The organism is Herminiimonas contaminans (assembly GCF_015645465.1).
Classification (GTDB): Bacteria; Pseudomonadota; Gammaproteobacteria; order Burkholderiales; family Burkholderiaceae_D; genus Oxalicibacterium; species Oxalicibacterium contaminans.
Map to the genome: position 1 here is coordinate 219,314 of NZ_JADOEL010000004.1, position 21,878 is coordinate 241,191.

The 21,878-nt window shown below is 54.1% G+C and carries 25 protein-coding genes and 1 tRNA gene; 20 read left to right on the forward strand and 6 right to left on the reverse strand.

All coding sequences use genetic code 11. The features are described 5' to 3' along the window. The first annotated feature begins 279 nt into the window (after window positions 1-279). Entirely contained in the window at window positions 280-996 is a 717-nt protein-coding gene (locus tag IXC47_RS07685) for a GntR family transcriptional regulator (RefSeq protein ID WP_195875177.1), read from the forward strand. Window positions 997-1,128: 132 nt separating this feature from the next. Here IXC47_RS07685 and IXC47_RS07690 read toward each other — a convergent pair whose 3' ends face one another. The 3 genes from IXC47_RS07690 to IXC47_RS07700 form a co-directional block, all read right to left on the reverse strand. Continuing rightward, window positions 1,129-2,637, reverse strand: coding sequence for a tripartite tricarboxylate transporter permease (locus IXC47_RS07690; RefSeq protein ID WP_175627036.1), 1,509 nt, complete (start codon window positions 2,635-2,637; stop codon window positions 1,129-1,131). Between the two features lie 9 nt (window positions 2,638-2,646). Then, window positions 2,647-3,168, reverse strand: coding sequence for a tripartite tricarboxylate transporter TctB family protein (locus IXC47_RS07695; RefSeq protein ID WP_175627037.1), 522 nt, complete (start codon window positions 3,166-3,168; stop codon window positions 2,647-2,649). A 76-nt stretch (window positions 3,169-3,244) separates the two neighbouring features. Continuing rightward, window positions 3,245-4,249: a Bug family tripartite tricarboxylate transporter substrate binding protein gene (locus IXC47_RS07700; protein ID WP_175627038.1), complete on the reverse strand. Its 1,005-nt coding sequence runs from the start codon at window positions 4,247-4,249 to the stop codon at window positions 3,245-3,247. 374 nt (window positions 4,250-4,623) lie between these two features. On the opposite strand from IXC47_RS07700, the gene IXC47_RS07705 reads away from it, so the two are divergent. From IXC47_RS07705 to IXC47_RS07795, 19 genes are all read left to right on the forward strand, one after another. Then, a complete protein-coding gene (locus tag IXC47_RS07705; RefSeq protein ID WP_195875178.1) occupies window positions 4,624-5,766 on the forward strand; it encodes a DSD1 family PLP-dependent enzyme in 1,143 nt (380 codons plus the stop codon). Window positions 5,767-5,892: 126 nt separating this feature from the next. Next, complete coding sequence (locus IXC47_RS07710) at window positions 5,893-6,465, forward strand: DUF302 domain-containing protein (RefSeq protein ID WP_175627040.1); 573 nt, start codon at window positions 5,893-5,895, stop codon at window positions 6,463-6,465. Window positions 6,466-6,546: 81 nt separating this feature from the next. Continuing rightward, on the forward strand, window positions 6,547-7,551 hold the full coding sequence (locus IXC47_RS07715) for an MBL fold metallo-hydrolase (protein ID WP_230089445.1): 1,005 nt from the start codon (window positions 6,547-6,549) through the stop codon (window positions 7,549-7,551). 39 nt (window positions 7,552-7,590) lie between these two features. Next, on the forward strand, window positions 7,591-8,022 hold the full coding sequence (locus IXC47_RS07720) for a DsrE family protein (RefSeq protein ID WP_175627041.1): 432 nt from the start codon (window positions 7,591-7,593) through the stop codon (window positions 8,020-8,022). Between the two features lie 90 nt (window positions 8,023-8,112). After that, window positions 8,113-8,460, forward strand: coding sequence for an ArsR/SmtB family transcription factor (locus IXC47_RS07725; protein WP_124575538.1), 348 nt, complete (start codon window positions 8,113-8,115; stop codon window positions 8,458-8,460). Window positions 8,461-8,554: 94 nt separating this feature from the next. Further along, the gene (gene soxC / locus IXC47_RS07730; protein WP_175627042.1) at window positions 8,555-9,913 is read left to right on the forward strand and encodes a sulfite dehydrogenase; all 1,359 of its coding nucleotides are present in this window, start codon (window positions 8,555-8,557) and stop codon (window positions 9,911-9,913) included. Next, complete coding sequence (locus tag IXC47_RS07735) at window positions 9,897-10,973, forward strand: c-type cytochrome (RefSeq protein ID WP_195875179.1); 1,077 nt, start codon at window positions 9,897-9,899, stop codon at window positions 10,971-10,973. Before soxC ends, IXC47_RS07735 begins: the two co-directional genes overlap by 17 nt. Before the next feature lie 89 nt (window positions 10,974-11,062). Next, entirely contained in the window at window positions 11,063-11,497 is a 435-nt protein-coding gene (locus tag IXC47_RS07740) for a pseudoazurin (protein ID WP_124575535.1), read from the forward strand. A gap of 52 nt (window positions 11,498-11,549) precedes the next feature. Further along, window positions 11,550-12,011 (forward strand): thiosulfate oxidation carrier protein SoxY, encoded by a 462-nt coding sequence (gene soxY / locus IXC47_RS07745; RefSeq protein ID WP_195875180.1) that lies wholly within the window; start codon window positions 11,550-11,552, stop codon window positions 12,009-12,011. Between the two features lie 43 nt (window positions 12,012-12,054). Then, on the forward strand, window positions 12,055-12,366 hold the full coding sequence (soxZ, locus tag IXC47_RS07750; protein WP_195875181.1) for a thiosulfate oxidation carrier complex protein SoxZ: 312 nt from the start codon (window positions 12,055-12,057) through the stop codon (window positions 12,364-12,366). Window positions 12,367-12,452: 86 nt separating this feature from the next. Continuing rightward, window positions 12,453-13,256, forward strand: coding sequence for a sulfur oxidation c-type cytochrome SoxA (gene soxA / locus IXC47_RS07755; RefSeq protein WP_195875182.1), 804 nt, complete (start codon window positions 12,453-12,455; stop codon window positions 13,254-13,256). Window positions 13,257-13,286: 30 nt separating this feature from the next. Further along, window positions 13,287-13,883 (forward strand): sulfur oxidation c-type cytochrome SoxX, encoded by a 597-nt coding sequence (soxX, locus tag IXC47_RS07760; RefSeq protein ID WP_407651090.1) that lies wholly within the window; start codon window positions 13,287-13,289, stop codon window positions 13,881-13,883. 116 nt (window positions 13,884-13,999) lie between these two features. Beyond that, window positions 14,000-15,718 carry a thiosulfohydrolase SoxB gene (gene soxB, locus IXC47_RS07765; RefSeq protein WP_195875184.1) on the forward strand — a complete coding sequence of 573 codons (1,719 nt, stop codon included), beginning with the start codon at window positions 14,000-14,002 and terminating at the stop codon, window positions 15,716-15,718. Window positions 15,719-15,739: 21 nt separating this feature from the next. Continuing rightward, on the forward strand, window positions 15,740-16,324 hold the full coding sequence (locus IXC47_RS07770) for a rhodanese-like domain-containing protein (protein WP_195875185.1): 585 nt from the start codon (window positions 15,740-15,742) through the stop codon (window positions 16,322-16,324). Window positions 16,325-16,372: 48 nt separating this feature from the next. After that, entirely contained in the window at window positions 16,373-16,888 is a 516-nt protein-coding gene (locus IXC47_RS07775; RefSeq protein WP_195875186.1) for a TlpA disulfide reductase family protein, read from the forward strand. Window positions 16,889-16,895: 7 nt separating this feature from the next. After that, complete coding sequence (locus tag IXC47_RS07780) at window positions 16,896-17,423, forward strand: thioredoxin family protein (protein ID WP_175627050.1); 528 nt, start codon at window positions 16,896-16,898, stop codon at window positions 17,421-17,423. A gap of 118 nt (window positions 17,424-17,541) precedes the next feature. Then, the gene (locus IXC47_RS07785) at window positions 17,542-17,874 is read left to right on the forward strand and encodes an ArsR/SmtB family transcription factor (protein ID WP_175627051.1); all 333 of its coding nucleotides are present in this window, start codon (window positions 17,542-17,544) and stop codon (window positions 17,872-17,874) included. Next, window positions 17,871-18,302 carry a YeeE/YedE family protein gene (locus IXC47_RS07790; RefSeq protein ID WP_195875187.1) on the forward strand — a complete coding sequence of 144 codons (432 nt, stop codon included), beginning with the start codon at window positions 17,871-17,873 and terminating at the stop codon, window positions 18,300-18,302. The genes IXC47_RS07785 and IXC47_RS07790 overlap by 4 nt, the downstream gene beginning before the upstream one ends. A 10-nt stretch (window positions 18,303-18,312) precedes the next feature. Then, entirely contained in the window at window positions 18,313-18,750 is a 438-nt protein-coding gene (locus tag IXC47_RS07795; RefSeq protein WP_175627053.1) for a YeeE/YedE family protein, read from the forward strand. 95 nt (window positions 18,751-18,845) lie between these two features. Here the strand turns inward: IXC47_RS07795 and IXC47_RS07800 are convergent. The 3 genes from IXC47_RS07800 to mutL form a co-directional block, all read right to left on the reverse strand. Continuing rightward, window positions 18,846-18,922: transfer RNA gene (locus IXC47_RS07800), tRNA-Met, on the reverse strand. 96 nt (window positions 18,923-19,018) lie between these two features. Beyond that, the gene (gene miaA / locus IXC47_RS07805) at window positions 19,019-19,963 is read right to left on the reverse strand and encodes a tRNA (adenosine(37)-N6)-dimethylallyltransferase MiaA (RefSeq protein WP_195875188.1); all 945 of its coding nucleotides are present in this window, start codon (window positions 19,961-19,963) and stop codon (window positions 19,019-19,021) included. A gap of 1 nt (window position 19,964) precedes the next feature. Beyond that, window positions 19,965-21,806 (reverse strand): DNA mismatch repair endonuclease MutL, encoded by a 1,842-nt coding sequence (mutL, locus tag IXC47_RS07810; protein ID WP_195875189.1) that lies wholly within the window; start codon window positions 21,804-21,806, stop codon window positions 19,965-19,967. Between the last annotated feature and the right edge of the window lie 72 nt (window positions 21,807-21,878).

Below are 21,878 nucleotides of genomic sequence, written 5' to 3' on the forward strand. Positions count from 1 at the left end.
ACTACGCGTCAATTGAATATTGCATACAAAATACTTTAGCAGAGGGTTTTTGATTAGTAAAGCCTTTTGCAGCTAAACGTGACGAATTTGCTGAAGGTGAGATTTATGTTGCCGGAATGGCTATGCGGAATCACTTTGCCGGTGGCGCGCCAGCCTTTTATGGCATTGGCTTTAGCTAGAGTTTCCGGATATATCGTTTTTATTGCCTGGCTATATGGCGCGCTGCGTCACCAGAGACACAATTAGATTAAAATAGAGTTAAATTAATTTGGACTTCGTATGCAAAATACATTGATGGATGGTGATGCAAAGATGAGTAGCCCTGACTTGCCAAGAATGGAACGTCAGCGTTTGCACGATGCAGTGGTCGAGCATTTGCAGCGGCTGATCATTGAAGGCGTGCTGACGCCAGGCATGAAGCTGAACGAGCGTGAAGTATGCGAACGCCTTGGTATCTCGCGCACGCCTTTGCGTGAAGCGATGAAGGTGCTTGCGTCTGAAGGCTTGATAGATATCGTGCCGAATCGCGGTGCTTTCGTCTCTAAGATGAATGACACCGAGATCTGGGAAGCGTTTGAAATGATGAGTGGCCTGGAAGCCTTGTCGGGTGAGCTGGCCGCGGAGCGTATCTCGCCCGCCGAGATCGCGGACATCAAAATCTTGCACCAGGCCATGCTGGTATGTCGCTCGCAAAATGATTTGCCGGGTTATTACAGCCGTAACCAGACCATCCATAACAAGATCAATGAAGCAGCGCGCAATTCGATGCTGCGCCAGATCTATTTGTCGGTGAATCGTCGCTTGCTGGCCCTGCGCTTTAAATCCAACTTTAAAGAAGAGAAGTGGGACCGCGCGATCCATGAGCATGATGAAATGATACAGGCGCTGGAAGCACGCGACGGCAAACGTCTGGCTGGTATCTTGCGCCAGCATTTGCTCGACAAGCGTGATTCTGTCATGGCTGACCTGCGTGCAGCGAATGGCAAGGCAGCGTAATTAAGAGGTTCATTAGCGTATGCAAAGATATCAGCGCTGTATTTAACTGATAGCTACAAAAGAAAAAAGCCTGGAGAGTAATCTCCAGGCTTTTTGTTTTGGATGGGATGATACCCATCCACTGCACATCTATCAGGCTGGCTTTTGGCTGGCCTGACGGAAGTTGCTGATCAAACTGCTGATGATAGGCCAGACCAGTGCAATCACAGCCAGCGTCATCACCGTGCCGACCAGGCCGCTGCCCCAGAACACGCCGAGCGCGCCTTTGGAACCCACCATGGTTTGACGGAATGCATCTTCTGCACGATCGCCGAGTACCAGCGCCAGCACCAGCGGTGCCAATGGGTACTGCAGCTTCTTGAAGATGTAGCCGATCACACCGAACACCACCATCAGCCAGATATCGAACTCTGCGCCGTGCACGGTATAAGCACCGATTGCACAGATCACCATGATGGATGGTGCAATGATGGAGAACGGAATGCGCAGGATGGCTGCGAATACCGGCACTGTGCTCAGCACGACCAGCAGGCCAACGATGTTACCGAGGTACATACTGGCGATCAGGCTCCAGACAAAGTCCTTCTGTTCAACGAATAGCATAGGACCTGGTTGCAAGCCCCAGATCATCAGGCCGCCGAGCAGAACTGCGGCGGTCGCGGAGCCAGGGATGCCGAGTGCCAGCATAGGCAGGAGTGCGCTGGTACCCGCTGCATGCGCTGCAGTTTCCGGTGCCAGTACGCCTTCCATATTGCCCTTGCCGAAGGATGCCGAATCACGCGACAGCTTCTTCGCCATACCGTAGCCCATGAAGGATGCGGCAACCGCGCCGCCTGGCGTAATACCCAGCCAGCAACCGATGACCGACGAGCGCAAGAGGGTCATCCAGTAGCGAGGCATCTGTGCCCAGGTCTTGAACACGATCTTCAGGTCGATGGCTGCTTTCTTGCCCTTGAAGGCCAGGCCTTCTTCCATCGTGATCAGGATTTCGCTGACGCCAAATAAACCAATCACAGCGACCAGGAAGTCGAAGCCACGCAGCAGGTCAGGAATGTCGTAAGTCATGCGCAACTGGCCGGAGACCGTATCCATGCCGACTGCCGCCAGCATGAAGCCGACGCACATCGAAATGATGATCTTCGCTTTTGGTTCCTTGCCCATGCCGATGAAACTGCAGAAGGTCAGGAAGTAGACCGCGAAGAATTCCGGTGGACCGAAACGCAAGGCGAACTTCGCAACCACTGGTGCGAGGAAGGTGATGACGATCACACCGAACAATGCACCTATGCAGGAACCGGTGAACGCAGATGTCAACGCTTGTCCGGCCTTGCCCTGTTGCGCCAGTGGGTAACCGTCGAAGGTAGTGGCCACTGACCACGCCTCCCCCGGTATATTGAACAGGATGGAGGTGATGGCGCCGCCGAATAATGCGCCCCAATAAATACAGGAGAGCAGGATGATCGCGGAGGTCGGGTTCATCGAGAAGGTCAGCGGCAGCAGGATGGCGACGCCATTCGGACCGCCCAGGCCAGGGAGTACGCCGACCACGATACCAAGCAGGATGCCGATGAACATCAGCGCAATATTGTGCCAGCTGAGGACGTGGCCGAAGCCCGTCATGAGTGCGTTAAGTTCTTCCATGTTTTTTCCTCAGAAGCCTAGCCAGTTTTCAATCGGACCCTTGGGCAGTGGCACCTTGAACTGGATTTCGAAAACAAAAAAGAACACCAGCATCATGATGATGGAGACACTGGCGGCTTTCCACCAAGGGAACTTGCCGAGGAAGAGCATGAAGGCTGCGATGAAGATGACAGACGCAACATAAATGCCGAGATAGGCAATTGCGAAAACAAACACAATCAATGGCAACAAGATGACTGCGACCAGGCGCGCCTGTGCAATTTCAAGGAAGGCAGTCTGGTCGTTGTCGCGTATGGCGTGAACCAGTACGACGATGCTGGCCAGCAGGATGACGACGCCCAGTCGTAGTGGGAAGTAACCAGCATCGGGGCCGTAGGAGCTCCAGCCTGCGCCCAATTGATAGTTACTCCAGATGGTAATCAGGGATACAACGCCGAGGGTAATGGCAACCAGGATTTCGGCGTTACGGATGGTAATCACAGCGCGAGAGTGCTCCCTCTCTTCGTCTGCGGAAGTTTCTGATGGATTCATATTCGTTAGTCCGTGATGTGGCCCAATGACGGCAACAGGGTGCTGTTGGTCATTGAGCCAGGGTGATGACGGTGAATTACTTGGTGAGGAGGAAGCCTGCGTCCTTCATGATTTCGCGATGCAGCTGCTCATCCTTTTGCAGGAATGCATTCAGCTTGTCGCCAGTCACGAATTCAGGTTTCAGCGCATTCTTTTCCAGATACGCTTTCCACTCAGGTGTGGCGATGACTTTCTGGAACAGGTCTACGTAGAACTGGGTTTGTTCCGGTTTGACGCCGCCTGGCATCATGAAAATGCGCAGCATTTCATAGCTGACATTCAGACCTTGTTCCTTGCAGGTAGGGATGTCGGACCAGGCCATAGTCGTGGTGACTTTGGCGGTATAGCCTATGCGCTTGTCGGAGAACACGCAGAGTGCAGTGTGTTCACCGGCACGCCATTGAGACACGGATTCGGATGGGTTGTTTGTGTCGGAATTGATGTGATTGCCGGACAGCTGCGTGGCTGCTTCACCGCCGCCTTTATATGGGATGTAGAGGAATTTCGCGCCGGTTTGCTTTTCGATCATCATGGTAATCATGTGATCTTCGCGCTTGGAGCTGGTACCGCCCATCTTGAAGGTTTCTGGTTTTTTCTTCACATCATCGATGTAAGCCATCGGTGTCTTGTAGCCAGCCTGGCTATTGGTCCAGAGTACGAATGCATCTTGCGCAATCATCGCGATCGGTGTCAGGTCGCGCCAGTTGAATGGCAGATTGGTAGCGAGTGGGGTGGTGTAGATGGAGGATGAAGCAACGATGATTTTGTTGGGATCGCCTTTCGCGGCTTTCAGATCCAGCAAGCCTTCTGCACCGCTGGCTCCTGCCTTGTTTTGCACGATGATGGGTTGCTTCATCAGATTGTGCTTGGTGATGATGCCCTGGATAGAGCGTGCCATCTGGTCGGATGCGCCACCGGCGCTAAACGGAACCACCAGTTCCACTGGCTTGGTCGGTTCCCATGCGGAAGCGCTGAGTGCACAGCACATGGTGGTGACGAAGAAACCGACTTTCATCGGCTGGCGTAAGAAGTTTTTCTGCATGATGTTGTCTCCTGTAATTGGGTTGAAGCCCTTATTTGACGATCTACTGCATCAGTAGCGCACAACGATGCCCGCATCTGAATTCGTTTTCAGCCGTAATGCCTTGCGTCTGACGCGCTTTTCTCATTTCGGCCCTACTGCATGTCCTGAAAACACAGGATCGCAAATTTGCGATCTATGCATTTAGAATATTGAATACAATATACATTTGAGAAAAAATGTCAATTACTGGATGCGAGATGAGCAAATTTTTTTAGAAAAATTGCGTTCAGGCGTCTGGAATGGCATTTTGAGTACCAGCTTGCGCTGCGCTGGTCAGAAATATTGCTATTAAGTAATTGTTTTGTATTCATTTATCTAGCCAGGAGCATCTAATGAAAGACGTATCAGCCTTAAAGCCGCCACCCTTTGCCCGTATCGGGGATTCGATTTCCCTGGTCAGTACGCCCGCACTGGTACTTGATCTGGATGCTTTTGATGCGAATACCCAGCGCATGGCTGAACTGGCGCGCCGCCACGGCGTGGCGCTGCGACCGCATGCGAAGGCGCATAAATCGACCGCAATCGCCTTGCGCCAGCTGGAGCTGGGAGCAGTCGGCGTGTGCTGCCAAAAGATGAGCGAGGCTTATCCGTTTGTGGCGAAAGGCGTGCTGAGCATCCATATCAGCAATGAATTCGTCGGTGCTGACAAGGTAGCGATGGCAGTGGAGCTGGCCAACTATGTCCGGCTCAGCGTATGTGTAGATCATCCGGCGCAGGTAGATGCGTTGGGGCGGGCAGCGACACAGGCCGGTGTGGTGATCACCGTTTTACCGGAAGTGGATATTGGTCAGGGACGTTGCGGTGTAAAAGGCAATGATGCACTGGCGGCGCTGGTTGACCGGATCGCGCTCTATGCGGGTCTGCGCTTTGGCGGATTGCAGGCGTATCACGGTGGCATACAACATCTGTCTACATGGGAGCAGCGCAAGGAAGCCGCTGCAAACGCTGCCCATGCGACCGCGCAGTATGTACAATTCCTGGCCGCGCGCGGTATCCAGTGCGAGGTCATCACCGGCGGTGGTACCGGTACTGCGGAATTTGATGTGAGCAGCGGTGTGTACACTGAAATCCAGCCCGGCTCATACGTATTCATGGACGGCGATTACGGTTCCAAGGATTGGCTGGGTGGCTGGAAACCGGCGCATAGCTTATACATCGCGAGTACTGTCATGAGTACGGCCAAACCCGGGCTGGCGGTATGTGATGTAGGACTCAAGGGCGTCGCGGTGGATTCTGGTTTGCCAGTGCTGCGACCTGGCGATCATGGCGGCCATTTGCAATACAAGGCAGCGAATGACGAACATGGCATCCTGCAAATTGCCGCCGGTGATACACAGGATTATCTCGGCAGCAGGGTCTATCTCATACCCGGACATTGTGATCCGACCGCCAACTTGTATCAGCAATACGTAGGCTATCGGCGTGATGTGGTTGAATGCATATGGGAGATAGACGCGCGCGGACTTAGTCAGTAAGACTGTTGTATTTCCTGATAGGGTCTGGCGGCAGGGCGCGGTATAGTACGGCTGCTGAACCGAAATGCGAAATTCGCATAGCCGATTTGCAGCGGGTCAGCGCCTACCTTTAGTCATATAGTTGTAATGAAAATAAATTACTGGATCAAGCTCCTGCCGCTCTGCGCCATCCTCGCCAGCCTGACTGCGTGCGGCACCCTGCGCGCCATCAACAACACGGAAGATGGCGCAGGTGCGGAAGCGATGAACGTCTGGAGCCGCTGGGTGGATGCGGACGGTGATATCGCCGCCGCCACGACCTGGGAACGCAAGGTCAAGGATGGCGTGACGATAGCCGAAGTGGAGCAGGCGTTTACCAGTGTTGCTGCGGAAGACAATATCAAATCCGTCGGCGAATTCCATTTGTCCAAAGAGCTGTCGCTGCGTAGCGGCAAGCCAGAGAAATTCCTCAAGGTATATTCCTACTGTAGTCCCATGATAGCGCGCCAAATGGTCGACTTCAGTCCGCATATGGCGGCCTATATGCCGTGCCGCCTGACCGTGGTCGAGAAGGATGACGGTTTGTGGATCTATGCGCTGAATATGGATATGTTGATCAAAATGGGGCGCAAGTTGCCGCCCGAACTACGCAAATCTGTCATGCAAGTGCGCGACACCATGTGGAAAATGATGGAGCGCGGGGCGTTGGGCGAATTCTGAACAACGCTATGCGAACCGGATTTGCTTTGGTAGTATTTGCGTATATAACTATATAATTAAGTTTGATTGCCAGGCAGTACCATGCTGACCAGACAACACCGAGGAGACGATATGTTGGCTTACCACAGGATGTGCGGCTTGCTGTTGCTTGCGTTGGCGCTATTCGGTGTGCGTACAGCGGTTGCGGCAGATGACATCACGCTGCGGCCTATCAAGATTTCCCCACATGTGTACTACTTCCAGGGTACGGCTGGCATGGCCAGTGTCGCCAACAAAGGCTTCATGTCGAACGCTGGCTTTGTCGTTACCAAGGATGGTGTTGTTGTATTTGATGCACTGGCGACGCCGGTGCTGGGCAATGCGATGCTCAAGGCCATCAAGCGCATTACGCCGCTGCCGGTCAAGCGTGTCATTATCAGTCACTACCATGCAGATCATTTCTATGGCTTGCAGGCATTCAAGGCGCAAGGCGCCGAAGTATGGGCGCATGAAAACGGTCGTGCTGCGCTCAATTCCGACCTGACGCAGGAGCGACTAAAGCAACGCCGTACCGACCTCGCACCATGGGTCAATGAAAAAACACAATTGATACCGGCTGATCGCTGGCTGGATTTCAAGGATGGCAAGGTCATGCCGTTTGAAATGGGTGGCATGCATTTCCGCATCATCGATTCCAGCGGAGCGCATTCGGCCGAAGACATCATGTTGTATGTGGAGGAAGACAAAGTCCTGTTTGCCGGCGACCTGTTCTTTACCGGACGCATACCTTTTGTCGGCGAAGCGAATAGCAAGGTGTGGCTGGAAGCACTGGACCGCATGCTGGAAATGAAGCCTGCGCTGGTGGTGCCTGGTCATGGCAAAATGTCTACGCAACCCATGCAGGACATGCAGTTGACGCGTGATTACCTGATCTTCCTGCGTCAGAAAATGGGTGAGGCGGTCGCCGATATGGTGCCGTTTGAAGAAGCCTATGCAAAAGTAGACTGGGCCAGGTTTGCGAAGTATCCTGCATTTGAACAGGCGAATCGTTTAAATGCGTATGGCACCTACATATTGATGGAAAAAGAAAGCCTGGAAAAGCGTTAGTCTGCTACCGGCCTAAGCAGTATATAAAAGGAGATGATGATGAAACTGATACGTACAACATTCCTGCTGCTGTTCTGCGCAGTGCTCGGTACGGCGGTTGCCAATGCGGCTGACCGTGAAGAGAAAGTGGTGTATCACATCACCGATAGTGCAATTGCGACCCAGGCATTGAATAACATCCGTAATCACCTGAACGCCAGCCCGAAAGCCAAGATTGTGGTGGTCGCGCATGGTGCAGGCATAGACTTCCTGCTGGAAGGCGCGAAGAATAAAAACGGTAATCCGTATGACATCGCCGTGCAGGAATTGACGGATCGCGATCATGTGGAATTCCGCATTTGTAATAACACGCTGGAAACGCGCAAGATAGACAAGAAACAAGTCATACCGGAAGCCAAGATCGTTCCGTCAGGCGTGGCAGAAGTAGCGCGCCTGCAGATACAAGAAGGCTACGCTTACATCAAACCGTAGTACCTGATCCTGTTTATGGATTAGGGTGTACAGATAAATTAACCAAATTAGTGGACGTGTGTTGTGGATAAAAATTTCAACAAAGAAGACATGAGTGAGCTCTTCGAAGAAGTAGCGAATTACTTTTCTTTGCTGTGTGAACCCACGCGCCTGAAAATCCTCTACGCGGTCTGTAACGGTGAGCGCTCGGTAGGTGATATCGTCAATGAAGTCGAGTCGACACAGGCGAATGTTTCGCGCCAGATCAACATGCTGTACCGCGCAAAAATCCTTGCGCGTCGCAAGGAAGGCACGCAGGTTTACTACCGTGTCGATGATGAAAAGACAGTAGATTTGTGCAAAGCAGTATGCGGACGTGTAGCGGCGCAAATAGGCATGCCATCGCCGGTAGTGCAACTGCCAGTCGTGGCGCCTAAGCGACGCGTCGCCAGCAGATAAAAATAAAAAATAAAAAAACGGTGCATATTATCCGTATATGCGCATATAGTTATATAGGCACATAATTAAACAAAATTGCCGTAGGAGACAACGGATGACTAAGGATGCAATTAAGGCAGGCCGCTTGCTGCGCGCGCCTGAAAATTTCCTGGACCCGGTAGTGGCCCAGGAAATTACAGCAAATGGCTTGAGTGAAGAGCGCAGGGGCTTCCTGCGTAAAAGTTTTCTCGCAGCGAGTGCGGCCATGGCAAGCGGTGTCACGTTTGCACAGGGCGGCGTGAGCGGTGATGGCGACCCGAATATATTGAATCTCCCCGAACATTCCACCACGCTCGGCCAGGCCGTCGCGACTAATGGTTACGGGGTTCCTTCCAAATATGAAACCAATCTCCTGCGTCGCGAGTCGCCGGGATTGACACGCGTATCTGCGGCATCGGTTTCATTCGCGCCGCTGCAAGGCCTGTTTGGCATCATCACGCCGAGTGGTCTGCATTTCGAGCGGCATCATCAGGGATGGCACGACATCGATCCGAGCAAGCATCGCTTCATGATCAATGGCCTGGTCAAGAATCCCAAGGTCTACACGATGGATGACTTGATGCGCCTGCCTTCGGTATCGCGCATGCACTTCATCGAGTGCGGTGCGAATACAGCGATGGAGTGGGGCAATGTCGCGGTGCCTACCGTGCAATACTCGCATGGCATGTTGAGCTGCTGCGAATTCACAGGCGTACCGCTCTCGGTGCTGCTGGAAGATTGCGGCTACGACAAAAAGAACGGCAAATTCATCCTCGCCGAAGGTGCGGATGGATCAAGCATGACACGTACTATCAGCATGGATAGAGCACTCGACGATGTCATCGTCGCATGGGGCATGAACGGCGAAATGCTGCGTCCGGAAAACGGTTATCCGCTGCGCCTGGTAGTCCCTGGCGTGCAGGGCGTGTCCTGGGTCAAGTGGTTGCGTCGCATCGAAGTCGGTGACAAGGAATACGGCACCAAGGATGAGGCGATCCACTACATCGACTCCATGCCGGACGGCATGTACCGTCAGTACACCTCGATACAGGAATGCAAATCGGTGATCACCACACCGTCGGCAGGCCAAATGCTGCTGGATAAAGGCTTCTACAACATTACCGGTCTTGCATGGTCGGGGCGCGGCAAGATCAAGCGCGTCGACGTCTCCGTCGATGGCGGACGCAACTGGCGCACCGCGAGACTGGAAGGCCCGGTCAATACCAAGTGCCTGACACGTTTTAATATCAACTGGGTTTGGGATGGCTCACCAGTCGTATTGCAATCACGTGCGATAGATGAAACCGGTTATGTACAACCGAAGATCAACGAACTGCGTGCCGTGCGCGGTACGCGCTCCATCTATCACAACAACGCAATCCAATCGTGGAAAGTCTCGGAATCAGGAGAGGTGTCGAATGTACAGGTTTACTAAAACTGTCGTCGCCCTGTTGCTGGCGACGAGTAGCACGATGGCGCTGGCACAGGCTGCCTATACAAATATTGGTCGTCCTGCGACTGCGAAGGAAATTGCAGCCTGGGACATCGATGTGCGTCCAGACTTCAAAGGCCTGCCGCCCGGTTCCGGTACGGTCGCCAAAGGCATGGCGGTGTGGGAAGGCAAGTGCGCTTCCTGTCACGGCACCTTCGGTGAATCGAATGAAGTGTTTACGCCTATCGTCGGCGGCACTACCAAGGAAGACATCAAGACTGGTCATGTCGCTGCATTGTCCAACAACAAGCAACCGCAACGCACCACCATCATGAAAGTGCCGACGGTGTCGACTTTGTGGGACTACATCAATCGCGCGATGCCATGGACTGCGCCGAAGTCGCTGACGACGGAAGAAGTCTACGCGGTGACAGCATACATCCTGAACATGGCTGAAATCCTGCCCGACGATTTCACGCTGTCAGACAAGAACATCGCCGAAGTGCAGCAGCTGATGCCGAACCGGAATGGCATGACACGCAACCATGGTATGTGGGATATCAAAGGCAAGCCTGATGTGAAAAGCGTGGCCTGCATGAAGGATTGCAAAGTCAGTACGGATTTGCGTTCCACCTTGCCGGAACCATCACGCAATGCACATGGCAATATCCAGCTGCAAAACCGTACCTTCGGTGAAGTGCGCGGCGTAGATACTACCAAGCCTGCGTCGACCAAACCGATCTCTGCGATCACAGCTGATCAAAAACTGGCGATGGCAGCACCGGCCAAGCCAGCAGCGTCTGCCAAGGCAGATGGCCTGGCCTTGGCCAAGCAATATGCGTGCGTAGCCTGTCACGGTGTCAGCAGCAAATTGATAGGCCCGGGCTTCAATGAGATCGCGGCCAAATACAAAGGCGATGCAGCTGCATCGGCCGCGCTGACCACCAAGATTAAGAACGGCAGCACCGGTGCATGGGGCCCTATCCCCATGCCAGCCCAGGCCCATGTCAAGGATGAAGACATCAAGACCCTGGTGGGCTGGATACTGGGCGGAGCCAAGTAAATGTAGCAACAAAAAACTGCAGGAAAAGATGGTTGGCAGGATGTGTAGTAAGTAGGTGTATTAATCAAAACTAAAACGAGGAGATGTAAATGTACAAACTGGTAAGCGCTGTGACCCTGGCATTATTTTCATTGAGCGTGTCGGCTGCCGAGCATCAGGTGAAGATGGTAAATAACGGCAAAGACGGCATGATGTCATTCGAGCCTACCTTCCTGAAAGCTGAAAAAGGCGACACCGTTAAATTCATCAAAACTGATGCAGCGCACAACAGCGCATCCGTCCTGGTACCTGCCGGTGCCAAGGAATGGAAAGGCAAGATGGATGAAGAAATTGTTGTGTCGCTGACGCAAGAGGGCGTGTATGTTTATGTTTGTGATCCACATAAAACCATGGGCATGGCTGGTGTGATTCAGGTCGGTAAAGCGGGCAACCTGGATGCAGCAAAAGCTGAAGCCGACAAACTCTCGAAGAGCTTTGTCATGAACAAGGATCGTTTGACCAAAGCACTGGCGCAAGTGAAGTAAGTGGCAGGCGTGCCATCTCGCGATGGCATCAATTTTTCAAGAGGAGAATCTAATGAATCAGAAACGACGTGACGCGTTGCGCATAGCAACGGTACTCGGATTGGCTATTTCAGCCGGCATATTGAAGCCTACGGACGTACTTGCTGCTGATTGGAAATCCAGCGGCTTCGATGCTAAATCGCTGCAGGAAGCATTGGCTGCACTGGGTGCGGACAAAGCGGCAATCAGCACCGATATCGCAGTCAACGGTCCTGATATCGCAGAAAACGGTGCAGTCGTTCCAGTCTCGGTATCGAGCAATGTGCCGAACACGGAATTCATGGCCATCCTGGTGGAGAAAAACCCGACACCACTGTCCGCCACCATGACCCTGCCAGCCGGCACGGAAGCCAACGTTAGTACCCGCGTCAAGATGGGCGGTACCTCGAACGTGCATGCACTGGTCAAGGCAAATGGTAAGTGGCTGATCGCCAGTAAAGAGATCAAGGTCACTCTCGGCGGTTGCGGCGGTTAATTACGCCTGCTAGTTATCCACACCAATTTTTGAGGGAAATATCATGGGAAATCCGATGCGCATACGCGCCAATGCAACTGGCGACGTCGTAGAAGTCAAAGTCCTGATGCGTCACGATATGGAAACCGGCCAGCGCAAAGATGCTTCCGCCAAAGCCGTACCGGCGCACTTCATCCAGACACTGACCGCAAAATGCAATGACAAGGTTGTGCTCGATATGTTGATGGGTACGTCGATTTCAAAAGATCCGTTCTTGTCGTTCAAGTTCAAGGGCGGTGCCAAAGGTGACAAGATCACCATCAGCTGGACCGATAACACGGGGGACAGCCGTACCGATGAAGCAGCAGTTTCCTGAAGCTAATTAAGCAAACGGGAGCAGAAGTACCCAAGTGATACGAATGTGGCATCAGACCGCATCCACTTAAATTTGAGGAGGGCGTAATGAGACAGAGAAGCTTGTATCTATTTGCAGCGGTCGCGATCAGCGCAACTGCATCTGTAATGGCGCAATCGACTACAGATGAGATTGCCAAGTATCGCCAGCTGCTGGCTGACGGTAATCCCGCTGAGTTATGGGAAATGCGCGGTGAAGAACTATGGCGCACCAAAGCCGGTCCGAAAAATGTCAGCCTGGAACAATGCGATCTGGGCAAGGGCGCTGGCGTGGTAAAAGGCGCTTATGCTGAATTGCCGCGTTACTTCAAGGACGTCAATAAGGTCATGGACCTGGAGCAGCGGCTGATCTATTGCCGTATGAACCTGCAGGGCTTGACGCGTGAACAGGCGGTGAAGGTGCCATTCGGTTCAGCCGGGAAACCGTCCGATATTGAACCGATGGTGGCCTACATCACGTCCGAATCGCGCGGCATGAAGATGTCGGTGTCGACTGCGCATCCGGAAGAAAAGCGGGCCTATGAAATCGGCAAGAAGATTTTCTTCTATCGCGCCGGTTCGCATGACTTTGCCTGCGCGACTTGTCACGCCGTTGACAATCAACGCATCCGTTTGCAGGACCTCCCCAACTTGCTGAACAAGAGCAATGCCCAGGCTGCGTATGGCACCTGGCCTGCTTATCGCGTATCGCAAGGCGAAGTGCGCACCATGCAGCATCGCCTCAACGATTGCTTCCGTCAGCAACGCTTCCCGGAACCGCTGTACGGCTCTGACGTCATCACTGCCGTGACGATGTTCCTGGCCAAGAGTGCAGATGGTGGTGTCTATAACGGCCCCGCGCTGAAACGATAGGGAGGCGATATGAAAAAAAGAATAGGTATCATGATAGCGTCCGTCGTCACCATAGCCGGTTGTGCGACGGTGGCGGCAGATACGGACTATGGCAAAGAGACGATAGCCATGCTGAAAGCCGACTTTAAATCCAAAGGTCCGGCCACCATGGAGCGTTTGCTGAACCAGGATGAGGCGCAGCAACTGTGTAGTGAATATCCAACCGATGTGCCGAAGGACAAGGCCGCAGCGCTGGAAGCTTCGCAACTGAAGCTGGTGAAGTATCCGGCTGACGGCAAGTACCTGGGTGACTGGAAAGAAGGCGAGAAGATTGCCCAGAACGGTCGCGGCATGCAATCGTCGGATGCGGTCGGTAGTGTCAATGGTGGCAACTGTTACGCCTGTCACCAGATCGGCAAGGCAGAAATTTCATTCGGCAATATCGGTCCTTCCCTCTATCAGTACGGGAAGATACGTGGCCAGAGCGAAGACATGCTGAAGTACACCTGGGCCAAAATCTACAACGCCCAGGCCTTCACTGCTTGCTCCAACATGCCACGCTTCGGTCATAACGGCATCCTGCAAGAGAAGCAAATCAAGGATGTCATGGCCTTGTTGCTGGATCCGGCTTCGCCCGTCAACAAGTAAGCAACCGGGCAATCAAGGCGCAGTGTCACATGCTGCGCTTTGATTGCTGTCACCTTATCGCATCGCTTGCACGTGCAGGCATGGCGAGGTCGTCTACCGAATAATCAGAGGAAAAAATGGGTTTGAATCGTCGTGAGTTCATTCAGGTCATGGGTATCGCAGCTGCAGGCGGTATGTTGCTGGATTCCAAAGGCGCGCTGGCTGCACCCTCCGCCAGCAAACTGTATGACGTGCCGCGTTTCGGCAATGTCCATTTCCTGCACTTCACCGATTGCCATGCGCAATTGAAACCTATCTACTTCCGCGAACCGAATGTCAATCTGGGCATAGGCGACGCGGTAGGACGCATGCCACATCTGGTCGGCGAAAAATTACTCAAGGAAGTCGGCGTCAAACCGAATACGCCGGAAGCCTATGCCTTCAGCTATCTGAATTTTGAAAAAGCAGCACAAACCTACGGCAAGGTCGGCGGCTTCGCGCATTTGTCTACACTGGTCAAACGTATGAAAGCCAGCCGTCCTGGCGCATTGCTGCTGGATGGCGGCGATACCTGGCAAGGCTCGGCGACTGCGTTGTGGACTAATGGCCAGGACATGGTCGACGCGTGCCTGGCATTGGGCGTGGATGTGATGACCGCGCACTGGGAAATGACGCTGGGCGACAAACGCGTGAAGGAAATTGTTGAGAAAGACTTCAAAGGCAAAGTCGATTTCGTTGCGCAAAACATCAAGACCACCGACTTCGGTGACCCGGTATTCCCGCCATATGTGCTGAAGGAAATGAATGGCGTGCAAATCGCCGTCATCGGCCAGGCTTTCCCGTACACACCTATCGCCAACCCACGCTATCTGGTGCCGGAATGGAGCTTCGGTATCCAGGAAGAGAATATGCAAAAGATGGTCGACGAAGCGCGTAGCAAAGGTGCGAAAGTTGTAGTCGTGCTCTCGCACAATGGTATGGACGTCGATCTGAAAATGGCGTCGCGGGTACGCGGCATAGACGCCATCATGGGCGGCCATACGCACGATGGTATGCCAGCGCCGGTCATCGTCAGCAATCCGGGTGGTAAGACACTGGTCACCAACGCCGGTAGTAATAGCAAATTCCTTGGAGTACTCGACTTCGATGTGCGCGGCGGAAAAGTACAAGGCTATAAATACCGCTTGTTGCCGGCGTTCTCCAACTTCCTGCCGGCGGACAAGGAGATGGATGCATTGATCACCAAGATACGTGCACCGTATGAATCCAAGCTGAACGAACGTCTGGCGATGACGGAAGGTACTTTGTACCGTCGCGGCAATTTCAACGGCACCTTCGATCAGCTCATCGTTGATGCGCTGATGGATGTCAAAGGTGCGGACATCGCGTTCTCTCCCGGCTTCCGCTGGGGCACTTCGCTGTTGCCGGACAGTCCTATCCTGATGGAGCACCTGATGGACCAGACCGCGACGACTTACTCGTATAGCACACTGACCGACATGAGCGGTGCAACCATCAAAACCATATTGGAAGACGTGGCTGACAACCTGTTCAATCCTGATCCTTACTACCAGCAAGGCGGTGACATGGTGCGCGTCGGTGGCATGAGCTACACGATAGCGCCGAAAGAAAAAATGGGTGCACGCATCCAGGACATGCGTCTGGACGGCAAGCTGATCGACGCCAGCAAGACCTACAAGGTTGCGGGTTGGGCGCCAGTCGCAGAAGGTGCGTCCGGCGAACCGGTGTGGGATGTGGTGGCGCAGTGGTTGCGTACCAACAAGGTCGTCACACCACGCAAACTGAATACACCGCGTATCGTCGGCATGGATGGCAATCCGGGGATCGCGAATTAAATTGCTTGAGGTTGATTCAAGATGAAAAAGTTGATTGCTGGTTTGATACTGGGTGTGACTTGTGTGTTTGCCTGGGCTTACGATGCGACGCAAGTGCCGGATATCAAGCAGACCAAGGCAGGGCTGTATCTGGATGCAAAGGAAGCTTACGCACTTAAGCAAAAGCTGGCTGACAAGGCTTATTTTGTTGACGTGCGTACGCGTGGTGAAATCACCTACGTTGGCATGCCGACCATAGTCGATGCCAGCATACCTTATGTAGAGCATCCGGATGACGCGCCGTGGGATGACAAGAATGGACGTTTCAAGCTGGACGTGAATAGCGACTTCGGGCCGGAACTGGCGCGACGTATGACCGCAGCAGGACTCGGTAAAAACGATACCGTGATCCTGATCTGTCGTTCCGGTGACCGCAGCTCGCGTGCGGCCAACTTGCTGACCGATCTTGGTTACACCAAGGTGTATTCGGTCGTTGACGGTTTTGAAGGTGACCTGGCAAAGAGCGGGCCGCAGGCAGGTCAGCGCGCAGTGAATGGCTGGAAGAATGCCGGGCTGCCGTGGAGTTATAAGCTGGACAAGAGCAAATTGTATTTCCCCAAGTATTGAAATTCGCTGCGCGCCATTGCGCGTAGCCTGCTTCCTTAGGTGAGTAGCATGATGAAGCGCCTGTCCCTCGCCGTATCTCGTTTGCTATTTTTGGCATGCGTGGCCGTGTCCGGATCGGTGTGCGCAGCCGATGTGCGGCCAGGCGACACGCCGGTATTGCCGACACTGACGACGCTGGACGGCAAGACCATCAATCCGGCCAGCTTGCGCGGCAAGGTCATCGTCATCAGTTACTTCGCGTCCTATTGCCCGTTCTGTGCAAACGAGGCACCGAAATTGCAAAAGCTGTATAGCAAGAATACGGACAAGTTGATCGTCATTGGCGTCAACATCGAAACCAAAGATCCTCAGCAGAAAGAGAAAGCGCAGCAGTGGGTACGCAAGTACCAGCTCACGCATCCTGTCACTACGGACTTTGTCGCTCTCGAACGCGTGTTAGGCAAACGCCAGGGTTTGCCGATTAACTATGTATTCGACAAGCGCGGCATGCTGCGGCGGGTTGATGTTGGTGAAATCTTTGACGAAGACTTCGACGACATTGCCAAATTCGCGCAGCAGGATTGAGTAGCGTATGAAATCATTGCTTCTTTGTTTGCTGTGCCTGGTGTTCAGTGTGCCTGCTCTTGCAGACAATAAGGCGGCCGCGATTCCCATGGTGAGCGACCTGGCGCGTGACGGCGCGCAGGCCGAGCGTGAAGGCAAGCCTGTCATACTCTTTTTCTCCTTGCCGGGCTGTCCGTTCTGTCATGTGGTGCGGAATAACTATTTGCATCCATTGCTAAGGGATAGCAAAGTTAAGGATCGACCCATCATCCGTGAAGTTGATATGGCGAGTGCACAAAGCGTGCAGAATTTTGATCGCGGCAGCGCCAGCCCGCGCAGCATCGCGCAGAAATACAAGGTGATCGCAGCACCTACGGTGATCTTCGTCGATGCCAGCGGCTGCATGCTGGCACCGCCCATCATCGGTGGCGATATTGCAGGTGTCTATGGTGGGTATCTGGATAATGCGTTTGATGCTTCCGCCAAAAAAATAGCGGCAGCGAAGAAGGCGGGCAAGGTAGTGAAACGCGGAGTACAAGAATGCGTGCCACCGTAATTGATCAAGTCTATGAGCGTAAGCAGCCTGTATATCCGGGCTGCTTTATTTTTCCTTAATAATATATATAAATATATATTAAAATATTGCATATTGTTCGATGCTTAAAAGAGTGTGTATGAGTGCAACGGAAAGTGTGGATCTGGATGCCTTGCAGCAAGCCGCGGCTAAAGCCTGCGGCTTGCTCAAGACTTTATCCAACCGGGATAGATTGTTATTAATGTGCCAGTTGGCCGAGGGCGAGTACTGCGTCAGCGAACTGGAAGAGGCGACTGAAATACGGCAGCCGACTTTGTCACAGCAGTTGACTGTACTGCGTGAAGAGCAACTGGTGCATACGCGGCGCGAAGGCAAGCAAATCTATTACAGCATGGCCAGCAAAGAAGCGATGGCCGTGATTGAAGTCTTGTACCAACAGTACTGCGCACCTGCGAAGAGGAAAAAATCATGACGATAGACTGGATGCATTTCACGCCGTGGCATGCGCTGGCTGGCGGCTTGCTGATCGGACTGGCGGCGGCCCTGTTTATACTCTTCAACGGCAAGATCGCTGGTATCAGCGGCATACTCGGCGGCTTGTTGCGACCAGTGAAAGGCGACGTGCTGTGGCGCATTGCGTTCTTGCTGGGCCTGATGATCTCGCCTTTGGTGTTTGCCCTGTTTCGCCCTTTGCCGGAGGTGACGATAGAAGCCAGTAATGTGACGCTGGTAATCGCAGGTTTGCTGGTCGGGCTGGGGACGCGCTACGGTGCGGGTTGTACCAGCGGTCATGGTGTATGCGGTTTATCGCGCCTGTCGCTGCGTTCGCTGGTTGCAACGTTGGCTTTCATGGCGGCAGGATTCCTGACCGTGTACATCGTGCGTCACCTGATCGCCTAGGAGCATCGTCATGCAAATCTTTATGGCATTACTGGCTGGCCTGATCTTCGGGATAGGTTTGATTATTTCCGGCATGGCTAATCCGGCCAAGGTCATCGGTTTTCTTGATCTGGGCGGGAAGTGGGATCCGTCGCTGGCTTTTGTGATGGGTGGTGCGATCTGCGTTGGCCTGATCGCTTTTAGCGCAGCTGCGAAACGTAGCAAGACTTTACTGGGTGAGCCTTTGCGTTTGCCGCAAGCGAAGCAGATAGACAAGCGGCTGGTATTCGGTGGCCTGGCATTTGGTGTCGGCTGGGGGCTGGCTGGTTATTGTCCGGGCCCGGCCTTAGCCTCGCTCGTCATCGGCCATAGTAAAACGGTTATCTTCGTGACGGCGATGGTGCTGGGTATGGCGATATTTGAATTGCTGGAAACGTATATGCGCAAACCGCAAGTGCAGACGAAGTAAGACGAATCAACATTCGCAAGCAACAAAAAACCCGCTTCGGCCGAGGCTGAAAGCGGGTTTTTGTAAAGTTCAGGATTGCTCCCGAAACATGTTCTTGGTGGTGATAGGTGGACTTGAACCACCGACCCCAGCATTATGAGTGCTGTGCTCTAACCAACTGAGCTATATCACCAGATAGCCGAAAATTATCGCGTTTTTGGCATTCCCTGTCAATATCCAAATTCCATTACTTGCTGAATATTCGATAAAAATATTGTGGAATTTGCAATCAGCCTTGATTTTGCGCCGTTTCTATTTGTTGCAGGATGCTGCTAGCCGCATTGGGCGCGAGGCAATCGATGACGTACCGGTCGTCCATGGAGCGCAGCCAGGTGAGCTGGCGTTTCGCCAGTTGACGGGTGGCAGCGATGCCGCGCTCGCGCAATTCTGCCAGGCCGTAAGCGCCATCCAGATATTCCCAGCTCTGGCGATAGCCTACGCAGCGCATGGACGGCAGGCCCAGATGCAGGTCGCCCCGTGCGCGCAGTGCTTTGACTTCATCCAGCAGCGCGCCGCCTTTCAGCATGGCGTCGAAGCGCGTGGCGATGCGGGTATGCAGCACGCTGCGATCCGATGGTTCCAGTGCGATCGGCAACAGCGTAAACGGCAGTTCCGTTTTCGGTGCCTGCGCCAGCAAGGCCGACATAGGCTGACCGGTGAGGGCAATGATTTCCAGTGCGCGCTGTATGCGTTGCGAGTCGTTTGGTTTCAGGCGCTCGGCAGTGACGGGGTCAAGCGCGGCCAGTTTGGCGTGCATCGCCGGCGAGCCGATTGCTGCCGCTTCTGCATCCAGCTCTGCGCGTAGTGCAGCATCCGCTTGTGGCAATGCGTCCAGTCCGTCTTTCAAACCTTTGAAGTAGAGCATGGTGCCGCCGACCAGCAGGGGCAGCTTGCCGCGTGCATGGATTTCTGCGGCGAGGCGTATCGCATCCTGGCGGAATTGCATGACGGAGTACGATTCCAGTGGATCGAGGATGTCGATCAGGTGGTGCGGTACTTGCGCTAGTTCTTCTGGGGTGGGTTTGGCCGTGCCTATGTCCATCTCGCGATAAACGAGTGCGGAGTCGACGGAGATGATTTCTGCCGGGATGCGTTCCGCGATAGCCAGTGCGGCGGCAGTTTTGCCGGATGCGGTCGGTCCCATGATGGAGACGACCAGTGGTTTAGCCGACATCTTAACGCCCGCGCTCGAAGAGTTTGTCGAGATCGGACAAGCCCAGTTGCACCCAGGTCGGACGCCCGTGATTGCATTGGTCGGCGCGTTCGGTGGCTTCCATCTGGCGCAGCAGCGCATTCATTTCCGGCACGGTCAGCATGCGGTTGGCGCGCACTGCAGTATGGCAGGCCAGGGTACCAAGTAATTCATTGCGCCTTTCCACCAGCACGCGCGAGCCGCCGTATTCGCGTACATCACGCAAGACGTCGCGCGCCAGCGATTGCGCATCAGCGTTCCGCAGCAGGGTTGGTACTGCGCGTATTGCGAGCGTGGTCGGTGACATGACGGCGATATCAAAGCCCAGCGATTGCAGGGTTTCCTTGCTGTCTTCCGCAGTGCCGACTTCGACGTCATCCGCATAGAAGGTGATAGGGATAAGCAGTGGCTGCACCTGCATCGCATTGTCATCCAATGCGTTTTTCAGTTGTTCGTAGAGTATGCGTTCATGTGCCGCATGCATGTCGATCAGCGCGAGACCTTTGGTGTTTTGCGCGAGGATGAAGATGCCGTGCAACTGCGCCAGTGCAAAGCCGAGCGGGAATTCTTCATCCGACATGGTTTGCGCTGCAGCGCCATTGAAGACGGGCAGGGATGGTGCGCTGCCGTTGCTGTTGTCGGAAACAGCCGTATCCGTATTAAACAATGCACCGTAATTCGCCGTCGTTTGCGCGACGCCATATTGCTGCTGGAATTGCGGTGCAAAGGTGGTTTGCTGTGCATCGCGCAGCCATGGCAGTGCGCCGGACGGTGCAGGCGTCGGCGATGGTACGGCACCGAAGGCTGTCGCCGATGTTTGCGCCAGTGCACGGCTGACCGCGTGGAATACGAATTGATGGACGGCGCGGCTGTCACGGAAACGTACTTCAATTTTTGATGGATGTACGTTGACGTCGACCAGGGCCGGATCGAGGTCCAGGCTGATGACATATGACGGATAGCGGTCGCCGTGCAGCACGTCCTGATAGGCAGAGCGCACTGCGTGCGTCAGCAATTTGTCGCGTACGAAACGGCCGTTGACGTAGAAATATTGCGCGTCACCGCGCGCCTTGGAGGCAGTCGGCAAGCCGATAAAGCCATGCAGGTGCAAAGGCCCGGCAGTTTCTTCCAGTGGCAGGCGGGCACCGGAGAATTCGCTGCCGAGTATGTGTGCGCTGCGTTTGGCGATGTCGTTCACCGACCAGTGATCGACGGTCTTGCCATTGTGTGTCAGCGAGAACGCGACATCAGGGCGCGACAGTGCGATGCGGCGCACGACTTCTGCGCAATGGCCGAATTCGGTTTGTTCTGTTTTCAGAAACTTCCGTCGCGCGGGCGTATTGAAGTACAGATCCTGCACATCGACAGTAGTGCCCTGGGAGCCGGACGATGGCGCGACAGTGTTTTTTTGATCGCTGCCTTGCACGCCGCAGATTTCCCACGCGTGCTGCGCATCTGCAGTGCGCGAAGTGAGCGTGAGTTGCGAGACGGATGCGATCGATGCCAGTGCTTCTCCACGGAAGCCCAGCGTGGCGACGTTTTCCAGTTCGTTCAGCGAATTGATTTTGGACGTTGCGTGACGCGCCAGCGCCAGTGGTAATTGTTCCGGGGCAATGCCGCGTCCGTTGTCGGTAATCGCGATGCGTTTTACACCACCTTGTTCCAGCCGGATGTTGATGGTGGTGGCACCGGCATCCAGTGCGTTTTCCAGCAATTCCTTGACGACGGCGGACGGGCGTTCGACTACCTCACCGGCGGCGATTTGCGAAATGAGTTGATCGGAGAGGGGCTGTATCGGCCGGAGAGGTTGGGTGGTAGCGTACATGGGGAGATTATAACTTCTGATTGCCCGGCTGCACGGTGCAGTGAACTGTCGGCGCTGTCCGCAGTCTTTCTA

What these genes read in the sequence shown, in the direction of transcription:
- IXC47_RS07685 (WP_195875177.1), top strand. Translation starts at nt 280, where the DNA reads ATGCAAAATACATTGATGGATGGTGATGCAAAGATGAGTAGCCCTGAC.
- IXC47_RS07690 (WP_175627036.1), bottom strand. Translation starts at nt 2,637, where the DNA reads ATGGAAGAACTTAACGCACTCATGACGGGCTTCGGCCACGTCCTCAGC.
- IXC47_RS07695 (WP_175627037.1), bottom strand. Translation starts at nt 3,168, where the DNA reads ATGAATCCATCAGAAACTTCCGCAGACGAAGAGAGGGAGCACTCTCGC.
- IXC47_RS07700 (WP_175627038.1), bottom strand. Translation starts at nt 4,249, where the DNA reads ATGCAGAAAAACTTCTTACGCCAGCCGATGAAAGTCGGTTTCTTCGTC.
- IXC47_RS07705 (WP_195875178.1), top strand. Translation starts at nt 4,624, where the DNA reads ATGAAAGACGTATCAGCCTTAAAGCCGCCACCCTTTGCCCGTATCGGG.
- IXC47_RS07710 (WP_175627040.1), top strand. Translation starts at nt 5,893, where the DNA reads ATGAAAATAAATTACTGGATCAAGCTCCTGCCGCTCTGCGCCATCCTC.
- IXC47_RS07715 (WP_230089445.1), top strand. Translation starts at nt 6,547, where the DNA reads ATGCTGACCAGACAACACCGAGGAGACGATATGTTGGCTTACCACAGG.
- IXC47_RS07720 (WP_175627041.1), top strand. Translation starts at nt 7,591, where the DNA reads ATGAAACTGATACGTACAACATTCCTGCTGCTGTTCTGCGCAGTGCTC.
- IXC47_RS07725 (WP_124575538.1), top strand. Translation starts at nt 8,113, where the DNA reads ATGAGTGAGCTCTTCGAAGAAGTAGCGAATTACTTTTCTTTGCTGTGT.
- soxC (WP_175627042.1), top strand. Translation starts at nt 8,555, where the DNA reads ATGACTAAGGATGCAATTAAGGCAGGCCGCTTGCTGCGCGCGCCTGAA.
- IXC47_RS07735 (WP_195875179.1), top strand. Translation starts at nt 9,897, where the DNA reads ATGTACAGGTTTACTAAAACTGTCGTCGCCCTGTTGCTGGCGACGAGT.
- IXC47_RS07740 (WP_124575535.1), top strand. Translation starts at nt 11,063, where the DNA reads ATGTACAAACTGGTAAGCGCTGTGACCCTGGCATTATTTTCATTGAGC.
- soxY (WP_195875180.1), top strand. Translation starts at nt 11,550, where the DNA reads ATGAATCAGAAACGACGTGACGCGTTGCGCATAGCAACGGTACTCGGA.
- soxZ (WP_195875181.1), top strand. Translation starts at nt 12,055, where the DNA reads ATGGGAAATCCGATGCGCATACGCGCCAATGCAACTGGCGACGTCGTA.
- soxA (WP_195875182.1), top strand. Translation starts at nt 12,453, where the DNA reads ATGAGACAGAGAAGCTTGTATCTATTTGCAGCGGTCGCGATCAGCGCA.
- soxX (WP_407651090.1), top strand. Translation starts at nt 13,287, where the DNA reads ATGATAGCGTCCGTCGTCACCATAGCCGGTTGTGCGACGGTGGCGGCA.
- soxB (WP_195875184.1), top strand. Translation starts at nt 14,000, where the DNA reads ATGGGTTTGAATCGTCGTGAGTTCATTCAGGTCATGGGTATCGCAGCT.
- IXC47_RS07770 (WP_195875185.1), top strand. Translation starts at nt 15,740, where the DNA reads ATGAAAAAGTTGATTGCTGGTTTGATACTGGGTGTGACTTGTGTGTTT.
- IXC47_RS07775 (WP_195875186.1), top strand. Translation starts at nt 16,373, where the DNA reads ATGATGAAGCGCCTGTCCCTCGCCGTATCTCGTTTGCTATTTTTGGCA.
- IXC47_RS07780 (WP_175627050.1), top strand. Translation starts at nt 16,896, where the DNA reads ATGAAATCATTGCTTCTTTGTTTGCTGTGCCTGGTGTTCAGTGTGCCT.
- IXC47_RS07785 (WP_175627051.1), top strand. Translation starts at nt 17,542, where the DNA reads ATGAGTGCAACGGAAAGTGTGGATCTGGATGCCTTGCAGCAAGCCGCG.
- IXC47_RS07790 (WP_195875187.1), top strand. Translation starts at nt 17,871, where the DNA reads ATGACGATAGACTGGATGCATTTCACGCCGTGGCATGCGCTGGCTGGC.
- IXC47_RS07795 (WP_175627053.1), top strand. Translation starts at nt 18,313, where the DNA reads ATGCAAATCTTTATGGCATTACTGGCTGGCCTGATCTTCGGGATAGGT.
- miaA (WP_195875188.1), bottom strand. Translation starts at nt 19,963, where the DNA reads ATGTCGGCTAAACCACTGGTCGTCTCCATCATGGGACCGACCGCATCC.
- mutL (WP_195875189.1), bottom strand. Translation starts at nt 21,806, where the DNA reads ATGTACGCTACCACCCAACCTCTCCGGCCGATACAGCCCCTCTCCGAT.